This window comes from Parabacteroides sp. PF5-9, assembly GCF_029893105.1.
Lineage (GTDB): Bacteria > Bacteroidota > Bacteroidia > Bacteroidales > Tannerellaceae > JARXWG01.
In genome coordinates, this window is sequence record NZ_JARXWG010000016.1 from 1 (window position 1) to 15,853 (window position 15,853).

28 protein-coding genes are annotated in these 15,853 nt (G+C 40.9%); all 28 read left to right on the top strand.

Annotated features, from left to right (window positions below; all coding sequences use genetic code 11):
• The first annotated feature begins 321 nt into the window (after window positions 1-321).
• The 28 genes from M2135_RS10010 (at window position 322) to secY (ending at window position 15,852) form a co-directional block, all read left to right on the top strand.
• A complete protein-coding gene (locus M2135_RS10010) occupies window positions 322-501 on the top strand; it encodes a hypothetical protein (protein WP_280748364.1) in 180 nt (59 codons plus the stop codon).
• A 91-nt stretch (window positions 502-592) separates the two neighbouring features.
• Window positions 593-1,057, top strand: coding sequence for a hypothetical protein (locus M2135_RS10015; protein WP_280748365.1), 465 nt, complete (start codon window positions 593-595; stop codon window positions 1,055-1,057).
• A 168-nt stretch (window positions 1,058-1,225) separates the two neighbouring features.
• Window positions 1,226-1,654, top strand: a complete 429-nt coding sequence (locus tag M2135_RS10020) for an HU family DNA-binding protein (RefSeq protein WP_280748366.1) — start codon at window positions 1,226-1,228, stop codon at window positions 1,652-1,654.
• Window positions 1,655-2,014: 360 nt separating this feature from the next.
• A complete protein-coding gene (rpsL, locus tag M2135_RS10025; protein ID WP_280748367.1) occupies window positions 2,015-2,404 on the top strand; it encodes a 30S ribosomal protein S12 in 390 nt (129 codons plus the stop codon).
• 147 nt (window positions 2,405-2,551) lie between these two features.
• A complete protein-coding gene (gene rpsG, locus M2135_RS10030; protein ID WP_280748368.1) occupies window positions 2,552-3,028 on the top strand; it encodes a 30S ribosomal protein S7 in 477 nt (158 codons plus the stop codon).
• 32 nt (window positions 3,029-3,060) lie between these two features.
• Window positions 3,061-5,190, top strand: a complete 2,130-nt coding sequence (gene fusA / locus M2135_RS10035) for an elongation factor G (RefSeq protein WP_280748369.1) — start codon at window positions 3,061-3,063, stop codon at window positions 5,188-5,190.
• A gap of 68 nt (window positions 5,191-5,258) precedes the next feature.
• The gene (rpsJ, locus tag M2135_RS10040; protein WP_005634728.1) at window positions 5,259-5,564 is read left to right on the top strand and encodes a 30S ribosomal protein S10; all 306 of its coding nucleotides are present in this window, start codon (window positions 5,259-5,261) and stop codon (window positions 5,562-5,564) included.
• Between the two features lie 20 nt (window positions 5,565-5,584).
• Window positions 5,585-6,202 carry a 50S ribosomal protein L3 gene (gene rplC, locus M2135_RS10045; protein ID WP_280748370.1) on the top strand — a complete coding sequence of 206 codons (618 nt, stop codon included), beginning with the start codon at window positions 5,585-5,587 and terminating at the stop codon, window positions 6,200-6,202.
• Window positions 6,202-6,831, top strand: a complete 630-nt coding sequence (rplD, locus tag M2135_RS10050) for a 50S ribosomal protein L4 (RefSeq protein WP_280748371.1) — start codon at window positions 6,202-6,204, stop codon at window positions 6,829-6,831. The genes rplC and rplD overlap by 1 nt, the downstream gene beginning before the upstream one ends.
• Before the next feature lie 11 nt (window positions 6,832-6,842).
• Window positions 6,843-7,136, top strand: a complete 294-nt coding sequence (gene rplW, locus M2135_RS10055; RefSeq protein WP_280748372.1) for a 50S ribosomal protein L23 — start codon at window positions 6,843-6,845, stop codon at window positions 7,134-7,136.
• 7 nt (window positions 7,137-7,143) lie between these two features.
• Window positions 7,144-7,968, top strand: a complete 825-nt coding sequence (gene rplB, locus M2135_RS10060; RefSeq protein ID WP_280748373.1) for a 50S ribosomal protein L2 — start codon at window positions 7,144-7,146, stop codon at window positions 7,966-7,968.
• Window positions 7,969-7,988: 20 nt separating this feature from the next.
• Window positions 7,989-8,258, top strand: a complete 270-nt coding sequence (gene rpsS, locus M2135_RS10065) for a 30S ribosomal protein S19 (RefSeq protein WP_280748374.1) — start codon at window positions 7,989-7,991, stop codon at window positions 8,256-8,258.
• Window positions 8,259-8,307: 49 nt separating this feature from the next.
• On the top strand, window positions 8,308-8,718 hold the full coding sequence (rplV, locus tag M2135_RS10070) for a 50S ribosomal protein L22 (RefSeq protein WP_280748375.1): 411 nt from the start codon (window positions 8,308-8,310) through the stop codon (window positions 8,716-8,718).
• A gap of 6 nt (window positions 8,719-8,724) precedes the next feature.
• A complete protein-coding gene (gene rpsC, locus M2135_RS10075; RefSeq protein WP_280748376.1) occupies window positions 8,725-9,468 on the top strand; it encodes a 30S ribosomal protein S3 in 744 nt (247 codons plus the stop codon).
• A 19-nt stretch (window positions 9,469-9,487) separates the two neighbouring features.
• Window positions 9,488-9,922, top strand: coding sequence for a 50S ribosomal protein L16 (rplP, locus tag M2135_RS10080; RefSeq protein WP_280748377.1), 435 nt, complete (start codon window positions 9,488-9,490; stop codon window positions 9,920-9,922).
• Between the two features lie 5 nt (window positions 9,923-9,927).
• A complete protein-coding gene (gene rpmC / locus M2135_RS10085; RefSeq protein ID WP_280748378.1) occupies window positions 9,928-10,125 on the top strand; it encodes a 50S ribosomal protein L29 in 198 nt (65 codons plus the stop codon).
• Window positions 10,126-10,134: 9 nt separating this feature from the next.
• Window positions 10,135-10,392 carry a 30S ribosomal protein S17 gene (rpsQ, locus tag M2135_RS10090; protein WP_280748379.1) on the top strand — a complete coding sequence of 86 codons (258 nt, stop codon included), beginning with the start codon at window positions 10,135-10,137 and terminating at the stop codon, window positions 10,390-10,392.
• Window position 10,393: 1 nt separating this feature from the next.
• Window positions 10,394-10,759 carry a 50S ribosomal protein L14 gene (gene rplN, locus M2135_RS10095; protein WP_280748380.1) on the top strand — a complete coding sequence of 122 codons (366 nt, stop codon included), beginning with the start codon at window positions 10,394-10,396 and terminating at the stop codon, window positions 10,757-10,759.
• A gap of 18 nt (window positions 10,760-10,777) precedes the next feature.
• Window positions 10,778-11,098 (top strand): 50S ribosomal protein L24, encoded by a 321-nt coding sequence (gene rplX / locus M2135_RS10100; RefSeq protein WP_280748381.1) that lies wholly within the window; start codon window positions 10,778-10,780, stop codon window positions 11,096-11,098.
• On the top strand, window positions 11,098-11,661 hold the full coding sequence (rplE, locus tag M2135_RS10105) for a 50S ribosomal protein L5 (RefSeq protein WP_280748382.1): 564 nt from the start codon (window positions 11,098-11,100) through the stop codon (window positions 11,659-11,661). The genes rplX and rplE overlap by 1 nt, the downstream gene beginning before the upstream one ends.
• Window positions 11,662-11,667: 6 nt before the next feature.
• Window positions 11,668-11,937: a 30S ribosomal protein S14 gene (gene rpsN / locus M2135_RS10110; protein ID WP_280748383.1), complete on the top strand. Its 270-nt coding sequence runs from the start codon at window positions 11,668-11,670 to the stop codon at window positions 11,935-11,937.
• A 57-nt stretch (window positions 11,938-11,994) separates the two neighbouring features.
• Window positions 11,995-12,390, top strand: a complete 396-nt coding sequence (gene rpsH, locus M2135_RS10115; RefSeq protein WP_280748384.1) for a 30S ribosomal protein S8 — start codon at window positions 11,995-11,997, stop codon at window positions 12,388-12,390.
• A 16-nt stretch (window positions 12,391-12,406) separates the two neighbouring features.
• The gene (rplF, locus tag M2135_RS10120) at window positions 12,407-12,958 is read left to right on the top strand and encodes a 50S ribosomal protein L6 (protein ID WP_280748385.1); all 552 of its coding nucleotides are present in this window, start codon (window positions 12,407-12,409) and stop codon (window positions 12,956-12,958) included.
• Window positions 12,959-12,979: 21 nt separating this feature from the next.
• Window positions 12,980-13,324, top strand: coding sequence for a 50S ribosomal protein L18 (gene rplR, locus M2135_RS10125; protein ID WP_280748386.1), 345 nt, complete (start codon window positions 12,980-12,982; stop codon window positions 13,322-13,324).
• A gap of 5 nt (window positions 13,325-13,329) precedes the next feature.
• Complete coding sequence (gene rpsE / locus M2135_RS10130) at window positions 13,330-13,839, top strand: 30S ribosomal protein S5 (RefSeq protein ID WP_280748387.1); 510 nt, start codon at window positions 13,330-13,332, stop codon at window positions 13,837-13,839.
• Between the two features lie 17 nt (window positions 13,840-13,856).
• Window positions 13,857-14,033: a 50S ribosomal protein L30 gene (rpmD, locus tag M2135_RS10135; protein ID WP_280748388.1), complete on the top strand. Its 177-nt coding sequence runs from the start codon at window positions 13,857-13,859 to the stop codon at window positions 14,031-14,033.
• A 28-nt stretch (window positions 14,034-14,061) separates the two neighbouring features.
• Complete coding sequence (rplO, locus tag M2135_RS10140) at window positions 14,062-14,508, top strand: 50S ribosomal protein L15 (RefSeq protein ID WP_280748389.1); 447 nt, start codon at window positions 14,062-14,064, stop codon at window positions 14,506-14,508.
• A complete protein-coding gene (gene secY / locus M2135_RS10145; protein WP_280748458.1) occupies window positions 14,509-15,852 on the top strand; it encodes a preprotein translocase subunit SecY in 1,344 nt (447 codons plus the stop codon).
• Window position 15,853 lies beyond the last annotated feature (1 nt).

The following is a 15,853-nucleotide window of genomic DNA, read 5'->3' on the forward strand; positions in this document are numbered from 1 at the left end:
CTTGATGCTTACGAAAAAGGTCAACTAAAAGGCAAACTTAAAGAGATTGCAGCGGGATTACATGAAGAATCCAATCCGGTGATTATGTTGGCAAAATATAAGAAGGGACATTAATTATTAATGATGAATGCGCATAGGAAGTGATTACTCGGAATACTCGTGGAAGATAGAAGTTAGCCTTTCGTGGCTGTGAATTATATCTTTTTTTTCTACTTTCTAACTTCAGTATTCCATCTTCCATCTTCTTTTATTTATTGATTAATTAACATGATAGTACATACTCGTAATCTTATACTACAAGACCTCCAGTAAATAGCCGAAATGCTTTTACTTAACGGCACATTGACGGAATGTCCCGGTTTAGTGTATGGTAAAATGGGAATTGCTGTTTTCTTTTTCCATTATGCACTGGATTTGATCGGAGAGATGCAAAATTTTGAAGACTTTGATCAACGGATGGTTCGTGCCGTGATGTCTGATCCAAGCAGTTACCGTTGTTGATTTGCAGTTCTTGAAATTATAAAAGCGTAGTAAGCGTACTCGCTCTATTTTAACAGACTCTTTTTGGTACATTAATCAAACCTTAATACTTATGTCAAACCCCTTGAAAAAACTATTCGGAGGGAAACGTCCCTCCGTCAGATGCTTTAATCGCGCCATCCAACATCTTACCCCACAAGAAAAAACCAACTATTACCGTAAAGCCTATACGATGGCAGTGTATCACTGGGAGGAACTTCCCGGATGGTATCGTACCTTTCTGATTAACCTGGTACAACACGATTGGCAGCAGTTTCTGGATTATCTCCATCGGGAGACTATTCTGGGCGAACTGACCTATTCGTTGGAAGAGCCGCAACTGTTTAAAAAAGTGTTCAATTTATTGGAGAAAAACCGAAAAAATCATAAAGTCTCATTCAACCATTTGGGCTTTTGTATTCTGCTCTCTTTTAAATACTCGTTGAAAATAAGCACTTTGGGTGATTGTATCCGTACTGCTCGTTTTACTCCCGAAGAGTTAATGGATATGCTGCAATACGCCACGGTAGAGTGTTGAAATACGACAGAATAGAGTGGTTTAATTATCTGTAAATCAAACGACAGATCCTTTTGTCTCTCCCTATATTATTGCGTTATTACAGCAGTTCTGCTTTTTTTCGTCAGCCTACATTTGCAATGTGATCACAATTAATCATTAATCATTAAAAATTAAACATTCAAAATCATGGCATTAAAATTTAGAAAAGTAGAACGTAAGTTATTGGCCGGAGAATCGGCAGGACAGGTGAAAACTTATGCAGTGGCAAAATCGAACGGATATTGTGATCTGCCGAAATTATGTAAGCTGATCTCGGCGCGCTCATCTATTTCGAGTGCGGATGTGAAGGCGGTGCTCGATTCGTTGAACTGGGTGATGGAAGTGGAACTGCAGTCGAGTAATATCGTACAGGTGGGCGAACTGGGTAATTTCCGTTTGACGATCAGCTCGAATGGTACCGATACGGCGGACGATTTTTCAGCGGCGGATATCCGCAAAGCGAAAATTGTATTCAGTCCGGGTAGCAGTCTGCGTAAGGCTGGTTCGGAGGTGAAGTATGAAGAGGATAAACCGATCGTAATCACAGATGATTGTGAACGGCCTCATGCAGACTAACCTGCAACTTATTATGGCAATCCTGCTCACATTGAGCGGGATTGTCCTGTTGTTTTGTGGCTTTGGGGAGACCTGCACTTTTGCGGGTGTATTGTTCGGTGTTGTTGTATGTAGCGGTGATCTGTTTCTGTTGGAGGCGAAAAAGACAATCTTTGATTGTTAAAAAATAATAATATATCCAATCTTCCCTAAAAAGGAAAGCAACATTTCTGTAACTTTGCACCACTTTTTGGAGCAGGGTATCAAATTATTATCGGCAACTACTTGATTGTCCGAAAATAATGGTTATCTTTGCACCCGCTATTTTTAGGTAGAATAACGATTAAGATACATTCAAAGTTTAAAAAATAAAGAAAAGAAATGCCTACAATTCAACAATTAGTTAGAAAAGGAAGGGAAACTTTGGTGGAAAAAGGTAAATCACCTGCATTGGATGCTTGTCCGCAAAGACGTGGCGTATGTGTGCGTGTGTATACTACAACCCCAAAGAAACCGAACTCAGCTATGCGTAAAGTAGCCAGGGTACGTTTGACAAATGGTAAAGAGGTGAACTCTTATATTCCGGGAGAAGGACACAACTTGCAGGAACACTCGATCGTGTTGGTGCGTGGTGGTCGTGTAAAAGACCTTCCAGGGGTACGTTATCATATTGTTCGTGGTACGTTGGATACAGCTGGTGTAAACGGTCGCACGCAGAGACGTTCCAAATATGGAGCAAAACGTCCGAAAGCAGGAGCAGCTAAAAAGTAATCCCCCTTCAAACAGAGATTTAATTCAGTATTAAAAAACGGTTTGAGTTTTTTGGATACGCTATATAAGGGTTGAGTAAATGGTTCGGAGGAACCGTTGAAGACAGACAAAAGGCAACCAAAGACAAGAACAAATTTTGAAATTCAAATGAGAAAAGCAAAACCAAAGAAAAGACAGATCCTCCCGGATCCGGTCTTCGGTGATGTAAAGGTGACGAGATTCGTTAACCATTTAATGTATGATGGCAAGAAGAGCACTGCCTTCACGATCTTTTATTCCGCTCTGGAAAATGTAAAGGCTAAATTAGCGAATGAAGAGAAATCTTCGCTGGAGATATGGAAAGCCGCACTCGATAATATTACTCCTCAGGTTGAAGTGAAATCCCGTCGTGTGGGAGGAGCTACATTCCAAGTACCTACAGAGATCCGTCCTGATCGTAAAGAATCGGTTTCGATGAAAAATATGATTTTGTATGCCCGTAAGCGTGGTGGTAAGACCATGGCTGACAAGTTGGCGGCAGAGATTGTTGATGCGTTCAACAATCAGGGAGGTGCATTTAAACGTAAGGAAGATATGCATCGTATGGCTGAGGCTAACCGTGCCTTTGCCCATTTCAGATTTTAATTTAAGGCAAATTTAAGAGATAAAGAAAAAATATGGCAAGTAAAGCTGATGAACAATTAAAGTATACCAGAAATATTGGTATCATGGCACACATTGACGCGGGAAAGACGACGACTTCAGAGCGTATTCTTTTCTACACCGGTCTGACACATAAGATTGGTGAAACGCACGATGGTACTGCTACCATGGACTGGATGGCGCAAGAACAAGAACGTGGTATTACGATCACTTCTGCTGCTACCACCACTTTCTGGAATTACGCTAACGATAAATATAAAATCAACCTGATCGACACCCCGGGACACGTGGACTTTACTGTTGAGGTAGAGCGTTCGTTGCGTGTATTGGATGGTGCTGTTGCTGCTTTTTGTGCAGTAGGTGGTGTAGAGCCACAATCTGAAACAGTATGGCGTCAGGCGGATAAATATAATGTACCCAGAATCGGCTATGTAAATAAAATGGACCGTTCAGGCGCGAACTACTATGAAGTGGTGCGTCAGGTGAAAGATGTATTAGGAGCAAATCCTTGTCCGATCCAGATCCCTATCGGAGCAGAAGAAAAATTCCTGGGGGTTGTCGACTTGGTAAAAATGAAAGCGATCCTTTGGCATGATGAGACCATGGGTGCTGAATATTCTGTTGAAGAAATTCCTGCCGATTTGCTTTCTGAAGCAGAAGAGTGGAGAGATAAAATGTTGGAAGTTTTGGCAGAGTGTGACGATGTCTTAATGGAAAAATATTTTGATGATCCTTCTACAATTACAGAGGAAGAAATCCGTGTAGCTATCCGTAAAGGTACATTGGCTATGCAGATCAATCCGATGATTTGCGGATCTTCTTTCAAGAACAAAGGGGTGCAACCGCTATTGGATGCCGTTTGTTCTTACCTGCCGAGTCCGGCGGATACCGAATCGATCGAAGGAACGGATCCGAGTGATCCGGACAAAGTAATCATCCGTAAACCGATCTATGAAGAGCCTTTGACCGCATTGGCATTTAAGATCGCAACCGACCCGTATGTAGGACGTTTGTGTTTCTTCCGTGTTTATGCTGGTAAGTTGGATGCCGGATCTTATATCTATAACAGCCGTACAGGTAAAAAAGAACGTATCTCTCGTCTGTTCCAGATGCACTCAAACAAACAGAATCCAATGGAGATGATTGGTTGTGGTGATATCGGTGCAGGAGTAGGTTTTAAAGATATACGTACAGGTGATACGTTATGCGATGAAGCACATCCGATTACGTTAGAGTCTATGGAGTTCCCGGAACCGGTTATCGGAATTGCGGTTGAACCAAAAACTCAAAAAGACCTGGATAGACTGGGAATGGGATTAGCTAAGTTGGCTGAAGAGGATCCAACGTTCCGTGTTCAAACAAATGAAGATACCGGTCAGACTGTAATCAGTGGTATGGGTGAACTTCACTTGGATATCATTATCGACCGTCTGCGTCGTGAGTTTAAAGTAGAATGTAACCAGGGACGTCCTCAGGTAACTTATAAAGAAGCGATCACTCAACCTGTAGAGTTGCGTGAAGTTTATAAGAAACAGTCCGGAGGTCGTGGTAAATTTGCTGATATCATTGTTCGTATTGAACCGGCAGACGAAGACTTTGAAGGTACATTGCAATTTATTGACCAGGTGAAAGGTGGTAATATTCCGAAGGAGTTTATTCCATCTGTTCAGAAAGGTTTTGAAAAAGCGATGAAGAATGGTGTATTGGCTGGTTATCCATTGGATACGATGAAAGTTACGCTGATCGATGGTTCTTACCATGCGGTTGACTCTGACCAGTTGTCTTTCGAGATTGCTGCAATTCAGGCATTCAAAGAAGCTGCTGCTAAGGCTGGTCCGACATTGCTGGAGCCGATTATGAAGATCGAAGTGGTTACTCCGGAAGAGAGTATGGGGGATGTGATCGGTGACTTAAATAAACGTCGCGGTCAGGTAGAAGGTATGGAGTCAAGCCGTACCGGTGCCCGTATTGTAAAAGCAAAAGTGCCATTGGCTGAGACATTCGGTTACGTGACTGCATTGCGTACAATTACATCCGGTCGTGCAACATCATCCATGCAATTCTCGCACTATATGGCCACCTCCTCGGCAATCGCCAAGCAGGTGTTGACAGAAGTGCAAGGGCGTGTTGATTTAGTAAAATAAAATAATATGGGGGGAGGAAATGGCTCTTTCCCCCATGCATATTTATAATACATAATTTATAATTAGTAATGAGCCAAAAAATTAGAATTAAATTGAAATCTTACGATTATTCGCTGGTTGACAAGTCGGCCGAGAAAATCGTTAAGACGGTAAAGGCGACAGGTGCTGTGGTGAGTGGTCCGATACCTCTTCCTACGCACAAGCGTATTTTTACAGTGAACCGCTCTACTTTCGTGAATAAAAAATCACGTGAGCAGTTCGAACTCTCTTCGTATAAGAGATTAATAGATATTTACAGTTCAACTGCAAAAACAGTTGACGCTCTGATGAAACTGGAATTGCCCAGTGGAGTAGAGGTTGAAATAAAAGTGTGAGATCATAAAAATTAAGTGAAATGCCAGGATTATTAGGAAAGAAAATCGGAATGACATCCGTATTCAGTGCCGAGGGAAAAAATCTTCCATGCACTGTTATCGAAGTAGGTCCTTGTGTTGTTACACAGATTAAAACACTTGAAAAAGACGGCTATCAGGCTGTTCAGTTGGGTTTCGATGATAAAAAAGAGAAACACACGACAAAACCTGAGATGGGTCATTTCAAGAAAGCTGGTGTAACGCCCAAGAGATACTTGGCCGAGTTCAAAGATTTTGAAGCTGCATACAATCTGGGTGATGTGATCACCGTGGATTATCTGGAAGATGCAGGTTTTGTAGATGTCGTTGGTACATCTAAAGGGAAAGGGTTCCAGGGAGTTGTTAAACGTCATGGTTTTGGCGGGGTAGGTCAGACTACTCACGGTCAGCATAACCGTTTACGTGCTCCGGGTAGTATTGGTGCGTGTTCTTATCCTGCAAAGGTATTTAAAGGAATGCGTATGGCAGGTCAGATGGGTAACGAACGGGTAACTGTTCAGAATCTGGAAGTGATCAAGGTGATGCCTGAACATAATCTTTTATTGGTGAAAGGTTCTGTTCCGGGAGCAAAAGGTTCAATCGTATTAATTGAGAAATAATGGAACTGAGCATATTAAATATTAAAGGCGAAGATACCGGAAGAAAAGTAACATTGAATGATGCGATTTTCGGTATTGCCCCTAATGATCATGCGATCTACCTGGATGTAAAACAATATTTGGCTAATCAGCGCCAGGGAACGCATAAGTCAAAAGAGAGAAGTGAAATTTCCGGAAGTACACGTAAGCTGATCCGCCAGAAAGGTGGGGGTGGTGCACGTCGTGGTGATATTAATTCTCCGGTATTGGTCGGTGGAGCACGTGTGTTTGGTCCTAAACCAAGAGACTACAGCTTCAAATTGAATAAGAAAGTGAAAAGTCTGGCTCGCAAATCAGCGTTGGCTTATAAGGCAAAAGAACAAGCGATTGTTGTGGTGGAAGATTTTGTAATGGAAGCTCCAAAGACAAAAGAATTTATTGCGATTGCTAAAAACCTGAAAGTCGCTGATAAAAAGCTGCTTGTGGTATTGCCGGAAAAGAACAATTTTGTATATTTGTCGGCTCGTAATTTACAGAGAGCAAATGTTATAACAGCATCTGAGTTAAATACATACGGAATCCTCAATGCAGGAAACCTGGTATTGACTGAGAGTTCTTTGGCTGTCATTGAGAAAAATTTTAATGCATAAGGAGTAGAAAAATGGGAATTATTATTAAACCTATCATAACAGAGAAGCAAACAGCGATCACAGAGAAGATGCCGACTCGCTATGGTTTTCGTGTATCTCCTGATGCCAATAAGCTGCAGATAAAAAAAGCGATCGAAGATATGTATAACGTTACCGTTGAAGATGTGAATACCATCAACTATTCAGGTAAACGTAAAAGTCGTTATACCAAATCGGGTATTATTACCGGTAAACAAGCGGCATACAAAAAAGCGATCATTACATTGAAAGAAGGAGAAACAATAGATTTCTTTAGTAATATCTAAAAAAGAAATGGGAATACGTAAATTAAAGCCCACAACACCGGGGCAGAGACACAAAGTTATTGGTGCATTTGATAAAATCACTGCAAGTACACCAGAGAAGTCTCTTGTAACAGGTAAAAATCGTTCAGGTGGTCGTAACAATACCGGTAAAATGACTATGCGTTATATCGGTGGCGGTCACAAAAAACGTTACAGATTTATCGATTTCAAGAGAAATAAAGATGGCATTCCTGCAACAGTAAAAAGCATTGAGTACGATCCGAATCGTACATCACGTATCGCTTTATTGTATTATGCCGACGGAGCAAAGAGTTATATCATCGCTCCGAACGGATTGGAAGTTGGCCAGACAGTGATTTCAGGCAAAGAAGCTGCGCCTGAGGTAGGGAATACTTTGCCGATGGCAAATATACCTGTCGGTACGATTATTCATAATATTGAGCTTCGTCCGGGACAAGGTGCCAAGATGGTACGTTCGGCCGGAGCATTTGCTCAGCTGACTTCTAAAGAAGGTGCTTATGCGATCATTAAGATGCCTTCTGGTGAGACAAGAAAGATTCTTGCAGCTTGTAAAGCTACCATTGGTAGTGTTGGTAACTCAGACCATGGTCTTGAAAAATCAGGTAAAGCCGGTCGCTCCAGATGGCTGGGACGTCGTCCACGTAACCGCGGGGTTGTTATGAACCCGGTTGATCACCCGATGGGTGGTGGTGAAGGACGTGCTTCAGGAGGACATCCGCGTTCACGCAAAGGCTTATATGCTAAGGGCTTGAAGACAAGAGCTCCTAAGAAGCATTCTTCAAAATATATTATTGAAAGAAGAAAGAAATAATCTGATTAATTAAGTAAACTATGAGTCGTTCACTAAAAAAAGGCCCGTATATTAATGTAAAGCTTGAAAAGAAAGTTCTGACAATGAATGAGTCAGGCAAAAAGTCGGTCATTAAGACATGGGCAAGAGCTTCAATGATTTCGCCTGATTTTGTAGGGCATACAATTGCAGTTCACAATGGAAATAAATTTATTCCTGTTTTCGTTACCGAAAATATGGTAGGCCATAAGTTAGGTGAATTTTCTCCTACACGCGTATTCCGTGGTCATGCCGGTAATAAGAAAAGATAACGATAGGAACAGGAACTCAGGAATCTGAAAATAAAAAGAATCGAATAAAATGGGTGCTAGAAAAAGAATATCAGCTGAAGCAAGAAAGGATGCCCAAAAAACCATGTATTTCGCAAAATTGCGGAATGTTCCTACTTCTCCACGTAAGATGCGTCTCGTTGTAGACATGGTTCGTGGCATGGAAGTATTCAGAGCGCTTGGTGTTTTGAAGTTTTCAAATAAAGAAGCTGCAGCAAGAGTAGAAAAGTTACTTCGTTCGGCTATCGCCAACTGGGAACAGAAGAACGAACGTAAAGCAGAAACTGGTGAGTTGTATGTCTCTTCTATCAGCGTAGATTGCGCAACAACATTGAAGAGAATGCGTCCGGCTCCTCAGGGTAGAGGTTACAGAATTCGTAAACGTTCGAACCATGTAACATTGTTTGTGGATACACTAAGTACAAACGATAGTCAAAATTAATTGTAGATGGGACAAAAAGTAAATCCGATTAGTAATCGTTTAGGAATTATCCGTGGTTGGGATTCCAATTGGTATGGCGGCAAGAATTATGGCGATACGCTGTTGGAAGACAGTAAAATCCGTAAGTATCTGAATGCTCGTCTGGCCAAGGCTAGTGTATCGCGTATCGTTATTGAACGAACGCTTAAGTTGATCACAATTACTGTTTGCACATCGCGTCCGGGCATTATCATCGGAAAAGGTGGTCAGGAAGTGGATAAGTTGAAAGAGGAGTTGAAAAAAATTACCGACAAAGAGGTTCAGATTAACATCTTTGAGGTAAAAAGACCTGAATTAGACGCTGTTATTGTAGCAAACAATATTGCTCGTCAACTGGAAGGAAAAATTGCTTACCGTCGTGCTATTAAGATGGCTATAGCCTCTACCATGAGAATGGGTGCCGAAGGTATTAAAATTCAAATCTCTGGGCGTCTGAACGGAGCTGAAATGGCTCGTTCGGAAATGTATAAAGAAGGAAGAACTCCGTTGCATACTTTCAGGGCAGACATTGATTATGCGCTGGCTGAGGCGTTGACAAAAGTGGGGTTACTTGGCATTAAGGTATGGATTTGTCGTGGTGAAGTGTATGGAAAGAGAGATCTTGCTCCTTCATTTGCACAGCAGAAAGATTCAGGCCGCAGACATGAAAATGCCGGAGGTAACAGAGAAAGAGGAGACAGAAACTTCAAGAAGAAGAGAGCTAATCGTTAAACGTTAGAATTTAAGAAAGATGTTACAACCTAAGAAAACCAGGTTCAGAAGGATGCAAAAAGGCCGTATGAAGGGTGAAGCCCAACGCGGTAACCAGATTGCCTTCGGATCTTTTGGGATAAAATCGTTAGAGAGTAAATGGATTACCGGTCGCCAGATTGAAGCTGCCCGTATTGCTGTGACACGTTACATGCAACGTCAGGGTCAGGTATGGGTGCGTATTTTCCCGGATAAACCAATTACAAAGAAACCTGCTGAAGTACGTATGGGTAAGGGAAAAGGTAATCCGGAAGGATTTGTTGCTCCTGTAACTCCAGGCCGTATTCTTTTTGAGATAGAAGGCGTTCCATTTGATGTTGCCAAAGAAGCGTTGCGTTTAGCCGCTCAGAAACTTCCGGTAACAACAAAGTTTGTTGTGAGACGTGATTATGATATGCAAAATCAAAATGCGTAATTGTTATGAAGATTGCAGAAGTTAGAGAATTAAGTACAAAAGAATTACTGGAAAGGGTTGAAGCTGAAACAGCTTCTTATGATCAAAAGGTAATCAACCATAGTATTTCTCCTATGGACAACCCTGCTCAGATTAAACAACAACGCAGGACGATTGCACGCATCAAAACTGAGTTGCGTCAACGAGAACTTAACAACAAATAATTGAGCCTGATGGAAACTAGAAATTTAAGAAAAGAAAGAATGGGCGTGGTTACCAGCAACAAGATGGATAAAAGCATCACTGTTGCGATTAAATGGAAGGAAAAACACCCCATGTATGGTAAATTCGTGAATAAGACGAAAAAATATCACGCTCATGACGAAAAGAACGAATGCAATATCGGCGATACCGTAAAAATTATGGAGACTCGTCCGCTGAGCAAAACTAAGAGATGGAGGTTAGTACAAATAATCGAAAGGGCTAAGTAAGATGATACAACAAGAATCAAGATTAGTAGTTGCTGATAACAGCGGCGCTAAAGAAGCTTTATGTATTCGCGTTTTGGGAGGAACCCGCAAGCGTTATGCTTCAGTTGGAGACATTATCGTAGTTGCTGTTAAGAGTACTATTCCTGCCAGCGATGTAAAAAAAGGTACAGTTTCAAGAGCTGTGATTGTTCGAACGAAGAAAGAGATTCGTCGTCAGGATGGCTCGTACATTCGTTTTGATGACAATGCGTGTGTACTCTTGAATGCTTCCGGTGATATCCGTGGTAGCCGTATCTTTGGCCCGGTTGCCAGAGAACTGCGTGCAACAAATATGAAAATTGTATCACTTGCACCAGAAGTGCTTTAATTCGTAAATCGTAAAGTAATGAGTAAATTACATATTAAAAAAGGCGATATAGTATTTGTTAATACCGGTGAAGATAAAGGCAAAACAGGTCGTGTTTTACAAGTGTTTGTAAAAGAAAACCGTGCCATTGTGGAAGGTGTTAATATGGTCTCTAAACATACTAAGCCAAATGCAAAGAATCCTCAGGGAGGAGTTGAAAAGAAAGAAGCTCCTATTCATCTTTCAAACCTCAACGTGCTTGATCCTAAATCAGGAAAAGCAACACGTATAGGTCGTAAGCTGAATGATAAAGGAACTTTAGTACGTTACGCTAAAAAATCAGGGGAGGAAATTAAGTGATGAGCACGACAAATACTGCCAGTCTTAAGAACGATTATCAGGAGCGGATAGTTCCTGCTTTGACAAAAGAGTTCGGTTATAAATCGGTGATGCAAGTTCCTGTGCTGAAGAAGATTGTGATCAATCAAGGTTTAGGTATGGCTACTGCCGACAAGAAGATTATTGATGTGGCAATCAGTGAATTGAGCAACATCACGGGTCAGAAAGCTGTAGCTACAGTCTCTAAGAAAGATATTTCGAACTTCAAACTGCGTAAGAAAATGCCGATCGGGGTAATGGTGACATTGCGTCGTGAGCAAATGTATGAATTCCTTGAAAGATTAGTACGTGTGGCATTGCCGCGTATTCGCGACTTCAAGGGAATCGAAAGTAAATTAGATGGAAGAGGTAATTATACCCTCGGAATTCAGGAACAGATCATCTTCCCGGAAATAAATATCGATAATATTACCAAGATATTGGGAATGAATATTACCTTTGTGACCTCTGCAAAAACAGATGAGGAAGGGTATGCCCTGCTGAGAGAGTTTGGTTTGCCTTTTAAAAATGCTAAAAAAGACTAAGTAGATATGGCAAAAGAATCAATGAAAGCCCGTGAGGTGAAAAGAGCAAAGATGGTTGCTAAATATGCTGCAAAAAGAGCTCAGCTTAAAGCAGAAGGCAATTATGATGCTTTACAGGCTTTACCGAAAAATGCTTCTCCTGTACGTATGCATAATCGTTGCAAATTAACAGGTCGTCCGAAAGGGTATATGCGCCAGTTCGGTATTTCACGTATCCAATTTCGTGAAATGGCATCCAATGGTTTAATTCCGGGTGTTCGAAAAGCAAGTTGGTAAGATTTCGTTATTTAAATATTGTCCCGACCTGTCGGGATCAATTTAAACATTAATTATATGACAGATCCTATTGCAGATTATTTGACGAGATTGCGTAATGCGATCAAAGCGAAGCACAGAGTAGTAGAAGTGCCGGCGTCAAATTTAAAGAAGGAAATCACAAAGATTCTCTTCGACAAGGGCTACATACTTAATTTTAAGTTTGTAGATGAAGGCCCCCAAGGAACGATTAAGATCGCCTTGAAGTATGACGTAGTAAACAAAGTGAATGCGATCAAGAAGCTGGAGAGAGTATCAACTCCAGGTTTGCGTAAGTACACTGGTTACAAAGACATGCCTCGTGTATTGAATGGTTTAGGTATTGCCGTTCTTTCTACTTCTAAAGGAGTGATGACAGACAAAGAAGCCCGTGATCAGAAGATCGGTGGTGAAGTATTATGTTACGTTTATTAATGAGGAGGAAAGTAGAATGTCAAGAATAGGAAAATTACCCATTCAGGTACCGGCAGGTGTTACAGTGACTATCAAAGATCATGTAGTCACAGTGAAAGGTCCTAAAGGCGAACTGAAACAGGATGTTAATCCTGATATTACCGTTTCATTAGAAGATGGAATACTTCAGTTGTCGAGACCAAGTGATGAAAAGAATCATCGTGCGTTGCACGGGTTGTATCGTTCGTTGATCAATAACATGGTAGTTGGTGTTTCAGAAGGATATAAAAAAGAACTTGAATTGGTTGGTGTAGGTTACCGTGTATCTAATGCGGGACAGTTACTGGATCTATCTTTAGGTTATACGCATAATATTTATATGTTGTTGCCTTCAGAAGTGAAAGTGGAAACAAAAACCGAGAGAAACAAGAATCCACTTATTATCCTTGAATCGGCTGATAAACAATTAATCGGACAAGTTTGTGCGAAAATCCGTTCATTCCGTAAACCTGAACCTTATAAAGGAAAGGGTATTAAGTTTGTCGGTGAAGTGATTCGTAGAAAGTCTGGTAAGTCAGCTGGTAAATAATTGATGTAAACAGAAATTATCATGACAACGAAAGACGCAAGAAGAATAAAAATAAAGAAAGGGATTCGTGGTAAAGTCTCAGGTACGACTGAGCGTCCACGCCTTACTGTGTTTAGAAGTAATAAACAGATCTATGCACAGGTTATAGATGACACGACAGGTAAAACACTGGCCGCTGCTTCTTCTTTAAAAATAGAAGAGAAAATTTCTAAAAAAGAGTTGGCAGCTAAAGTGGGTGAATTGATCGCGAAGAGTGCACAGGAAGCCGGTATTCAGGTGGTTGTATTCGATCGTAACGGTTACCTGTATCATGGGAGAATTAAAGAATTAGCAGATGCAGCACGTAATGGTGGCCTTAAATTTTAAACAAGATGGTAAACAGAGTTAAATCAACCAACGATTTAGAGTTGAAAGACAGATTGGTCGCTATCAACCGTGTTACTAAAGTAACAAAAGGGGGACGTACCTTTAGTTTTGCTGCGATTGTCGTTGTAGGAAACGAAGATGGTATCATCGGTTGGGGTTTAGGAAAGGCCGGTGAAGTAACGACAGCTATCGCTAAAGGTGTTGAAGCTGCTAAAAAGAATCTGATAAAAGTGCCTATTCATAAGGGAACTATCCCTCATGAGCAGGTAGCTAAATTTGGCGGTGCACAAGTTTTCCTTAAACCGGCTACTCACGGTACTGGAGTGAAGGCTGGTGGTGCTATGCGTGCTGTATTGGAAAGTGTAGGAGTTACTGACGTTTTGGCAAAATCAAAAGGTTCATCAAATCCTCATAACTTGGTTAAAGCGACAATTGTTGCACTGAGTGAATTGAGAAATCCATTGATGGTTGCCCAGAACAGAGGTATTTCTGTAGAAAAAGTGTTTAAAGGTTAATTAGGGAGGACTATTTTATGGCAACGATTAAAGTAAAGCAAATCAAAAGTAGAATTAAATGCCCGAAAGACCAGAAAAGAACATTGGATGCATTAGGTCTGAGGAAGATGAATCAGGTTGTTGAACATGAAGCATCTCCTGCAATCCTGGGTATGGTTGAGAAAGTGAAACATTTGGTTTCAGTAGAAAAGTAATAATGGGTTGAAATAATAAATTATACATATGAATTTATCAAATTTAAAACCGGCTGAAGGATCTACCAAGACCAGAAAGAGAATCGGACGTGGTCCGGGTTCAGGATTAGGAGGTACTTCAACAAGAGGTCATAAAGGAGCCAAATCTCGTTCGGGATATTCCAGAAAGATTGGTTTCGAAGGTGGACAGATGCCTATTCAAAGACGTTTACCTAAATTTGGTTTCAAGAATATTAACCGTGTAGAATATAAAGCAATAAATCTGGAGACTCTTCAACAATTAGTTGAAGCGAAACAGTTAACAAAAGTTGGAGTCAATGAGTTGATTGAAGCAGGTTTTATTTCTTCTTCACAGTTAGTTAAAATTCTTGGTAAAGGTAGTCTGAGTGCAAAATTAGAAGTAGAAGCACATGCTTTTTCTAAAAGTGCAATAGCAGCTATCGAAGCCGCAGGTGGAACGGTTGTTAAACTCTAAATCATGAGAGCAGTTGAAACAATAAAAAATATTTGGAAGATTGAGGATTTGAGAAATCGAATCCTCACTACCCTGTTACTTGTAGCTATATATCGTTTTGGTACATATGTAGTTCTTCCAGGTATTGACCCTAAAGCGTTAACCGCTTTGCAAGAGCAGACAAGAGGAGGATTATTAGCTTTGTTGGATATGTTTTCCGGAGGTGCATTTTCAAATGCGTCTATTTTTGCTTTGGGAATCATGCCTTATATTTCTGCTTCTATTGTTATGCAGTTGTTGGCCATTGCAATTCCTTCTTTCCAGAAATTACAGCGGGAAGGGGAGAGTGGTCGTAGAAAAATAAATCAGTGGACGCGTTATCTGACTATTGCTATTCTTTTGTTCCAGGGACCGACGTATCTTGTGAACTTAAGTGTACAGCTTAGAGCAGTAGGTGCAGTTCTTCCTGCAGGTATATTCTTTACTATTTCCTCTACCGTGATCATGGCGGCAGGAAGTATGTTTGTTTTATGGTTAGGAGAACGTATTACTGATAAAGGTATTGGAAATGGTATTTCCTTTATCATTCTGGTGGGGATTATCGCCCGCTTACCACAATCGCTGTTTCAGGAATTTGTTTCCAGAACAAGTGAACGTACAGGCGGTTTGGTGATGTTCTTGTTTGAAATGTTGTTCCTTTTGCTTGTTATTGCAGGTGCTATTTTATTGGTACAAGGTACACGTAAGGTGCCGGTGCAATATGCAAAACGAATTGTTGGAAATAAACAATATGGGGGAGCCAGACAATATATCCCATTGAAGGTGAACGCTGCGAATGTTATGCCGATCATCTTTGCACAGGCTATTATGTTTATCCCGATTTCAATTGTTGGTTTTTCCAGTTCGGCCAATCAAAGTCCTTTCTGGGCTGCATTTATGGATAATACCGGCTTCTGGTATAATTTTGTGTTTGCAGTGTTGATCATTCTGTTTACTTATTTTTATACAGCAATTACGATCAATCCGACCCAGATGGCAGACGATTTGAAACGGAATAATGGATTTATTCCAGGGGTGAAGCCAGGTAAGGCTACCAAGGATTATCTGGACGAGATTATGAGTCGTATCACGCTTCCCGGAGCATTTTTCCTTGCATTGGTTGCTGTTATGCCGGCCTTTGCTCGTCTGTTTGGTGTGAGTATGGAATTTTCACAATTTTTCGGTGGAACATCATTGCTTATCCTTGTTGGTGTAGTGTTAGATACATTGCAACAGGTTGAGAGCCATTTGTTGATGCGTCATTATGACGGACTGTTAAAATCTGGAAGAATTAAAGGACGTTCAGGCTCTGTTGCCGCTTATTAAG